We start from the raw sequence: 2,287 nt of genomic DNA on the forward strand, positions 1-2,287 counted from the left end.
CAAGCGGGAATCCCTGCCCCCGAAGAAGCACGGCAACATCCCCCTCTAGGCCCGCTGGGAGCCGTCATGAACATCAAGGTCGTACGGGGAAACCCGACCCCCGAGGAGCTGGCCGCCGCACTGGCGGTGGTCCGCGTCCGCGCCGCGGCGGCGGCCGCCATGCCGCCCGGCGCGCCCTCCCCGCGTGACTCCTGGTCCGACCCGGCCCGCATCGCCGGCCGGCGGGTGCCCCAGCCCGGCCCGACGTCGTGGTCGCGCACCTACTGGCCGGCCTGACCCTCCGCCTCACAGCACGTCCGCGACGGCTTCGGCCATCACCGCGTATCCCGCGTCGTCCGGGTGCAGGTGATGGCCGAAGTCGTAGGACGGATCACCCGGTCCCGTCCCGGGGGCCGGGCAGGGCACCGCAGCCGGCCAAGGGGCGCGGGGAACTGCGCGACCAGCCGGCAGCGACCCGCACCCGAACGACGGGACAGGCCTGAGCCGGCGCCGTGTGCAGCACCGTCAAGTGAAGATGAGTATGCGTACTCAGGCGACCTGCGAGGACATCGCCGGACGATGGAGGGCATGCTGTGGTCCGACCCCGAGAACGAGCCGCCGGAAGAACTGCGGGAGATGCAGGAGAAACTGCGGCGGCTGGGCGTTCTCATGGCGCTGGCCATGGTGCTGGCGATGATCGTGATCGGGGTGAGGTGAGGCGCGCACCAGTGACGCGCATCCGTGGCGTGCCCGCGGCTACGCTGATCGCATGACAGATCAGCCGCGCCGCCGACTCGTGCTCGCCTCCCAGTCACCCGCCCGGCTCGCACTGCTGCGGCAGGCCGGACTCGACCCCGAGGTGATCGTCAGCGGCGTCGACGAGGACGCCGTGACCGCCCCGACCCCCGCCGAGCTGGCCCTCGCCCTCGCCGAGGCCAAGGCCTCCGTGGTCGCCGCGAAGCCCGAGGTCCGGGGCGCGCTGGTGATCGGCTGCGACTCGGTGCTGGAGCTGGACGGCCAGGCCCTGGGCAAGCCCGCGGACGCCGAGGAGGCCACGGCGCGCTGGAAGGCGATGCGCGGCCGGGCCGGGACCCTCCAGACCGGCCACTGCGTGTGGGACACGCATGCCGAGCGGTACGTCTCCGCCACCGCCTCCACCGTCGTCCGGTTCGGCGAGCCCACGGACGAGGAGATCGCCGCCTACGTCGCTTCCGGCGAGCCGCTCCATGTCGCCGGCGCCTTCACCCTGGACGGGCGTTCCGCGCCGTTCATCGACGGCATCGAGGGCGACCACGGTAACGTCATCGGCATCAGCCTGCCCCTGGTGCGCCGCCTGCTGGCCGAACTGGGCGTCGCCATCACGGAGTTGTGGGCGCCGTCGAAGGACTGACCGGCGAGCCGTCACCCGCGTCGTCACCGACCCCCTCGGCAGGGGCCGGCTCGGCGTCGTAGGTGACGAGGAGCAGCACGATCAGGCCGAGCATGACCATCATGAAGGCGAACGCGCCGAAGCCGACCAGCCCCCACACGAACGCGCCCAGCAGCCCGTGCACCACAGCCGAGCTGACCAGCACGATGCGGCCGAACCCGGCGGGGGCCCGGTTCCGTACGGCGACGAGCAGGGCGACCACCCCGCACAGCAGGAAGTAGAGCCCGAAGACGACGCCGCCGATCTTCGAGGACGTCGCCATGACGTCCGGATCCAGGCCCGCCAGCGACATGTGCTGCCTGTCGACGACATGGCCGAGGAACCAGTTGAACCCGGCCACCCCGAAAGCCTCGACGAAGAGCACGAGCGCCACCACCCATGCCACCGGCCTGCGCACCACGGTCGCCCACCCACCTTCGAGCGCGGCTCGACCCGGCCGCGCCACTGTTACCCCGAGTATGTGCGATACATCGCGAACGCTACTAACCGGTAAACCCAGGGACAAGGGTCCTGCGCATGCCAATGAATCATTGGGCCATTCGTAGGGACTCCACAAAGAATCAGAGTGGGGCGCAGCACGCTCTCACAGAGACCTTGACCACATGAGAGGGCTAGGGTTTCCCGGAGGAGTCCTGCGTATAGCGGTGGGACAAGGGATTTCGCGGGTCGAGCGAGCCTCGAATCACGCTCCGTGTGGGCAAGCTCACCAATGGGGACGGGTCGAAGTGCCGTGTCGGCAGTCCCTAAACTCGGCTTGTTTCAAGGAGGGAGCCTCAATCGTGCGCAAGGTGCTCATCGCCAACCGTGGCGAAATCGCTGTCCGCGTGGCCCGGGCCTGCCGGGACGCGGGGATCGCGAGCGTGGCCGTCTACGCCGACC

At 70.2% G+C, this 2,287-nt stretch carries 5 protein-coding genes; 4 read left to right on the top strand and 1 reads right to left on the bottom strand.

The annotated features are described in order from the left end of the window. The first annotated feature begins 66 nt into the window (after positions 1-66). From ACF1GV_RS42505 to ACF1GV_RS42515, 3 genes are all read left to right on the top strand, one after another. Positions 67-276 carry an acyl-CoA carboxylase subunit epsilon gene (locus ACF1GV_RS42505; RefSeq protein WP_391692524.1) on the top strand — a complete coding sequence of 70 codons (210 nt, stop codon included), beginning with the start codon at positions 67-69 and terminating at the stop codon, positions 274-276. Between the two features lie 291 nt (positions 277-567). Then, entirely contained in the window at positions 568-696 is a 129-nt protein-coding gene (mmpB, locus tag ACF1GV_RS42510) for a morphogenic membrane protein MmpB (RefSeq protein ID WP_361639406.1), read from the top strand. Between the two features lie 52 nt (positions 697-748). Beyond that, positions 749-1,369, top strand: a complete 621-nt coding sequence (locus ACF1GV_RS42515; protein ID WP_391692526.1) for a Maf family protein — start codon at positions 749-751, stop codon at positions 1,367-1,369. On the opposite strand, the gene ACF1GV_RS42520 is transcribed toward ACF1GV_RS42515, so the two are convergent. Then, complete coding sequence (locus ACF1GV_RS42520; RefSeq protein ID WP_391692528.1) at positions 1,338-1,808, bottom strand: hypothetical protein; 471 nt, start codon at positions 1,806-1,808, stop codon at positions 1,338-1,340. The genes ACF1GV_RS42515 and ACF1GV_RS42520 overlap by 32 nt on opposite strands. Before the next feature lie 379 nt (positions 1,809-2,187). Here ACF1GV_RS42520 and ACF1GV_RS42525 point away from each other — a divergent pair. Continuing rightward, positions 2,188-2,287: biotin carboxylase N-terminal domain-containing protein (locus tag ACF1GV_RS42525; RefSeq protein ID WP_157847070.1), on the top strand; the 100-nt coding region annotated here is incomplete at its 3' end.

Source organism: Streptomyces sp. NPDC014006 (assembly GCF_043088925.1).
Classification (GTDB): Bacteria; Actinomycetota; Actinomycetes; order Streptomycetales; family Streptomycetaceae; genus Streptomyces.

What these genes read in the sequence shown, in the direction of transcription:
- ACF1GV_RS42515 (WP_391692526.1), top strand. Translation starts at nt 749, where the DNA reads ATGACAGATCAGCCGCGCCGCCGACTCGTGCTCGCCTCCCAGTCACCC.
- mmpB (WP_361639406.1), top strand. Translation starts at nt 568, where the DNA reads ATGCTGTGGTCCGACCCCGAGAACGAGCCGCCGGAAGAACTGCGGGAG.
- ACF1GV_RS42505 (WP_391692524.1), top strand. Translation starts at nt 67, where the DNA reads ATGAACATCAAGGTCGTACGGGGAAACCCGACCCCCGAGGAGCTGGCC.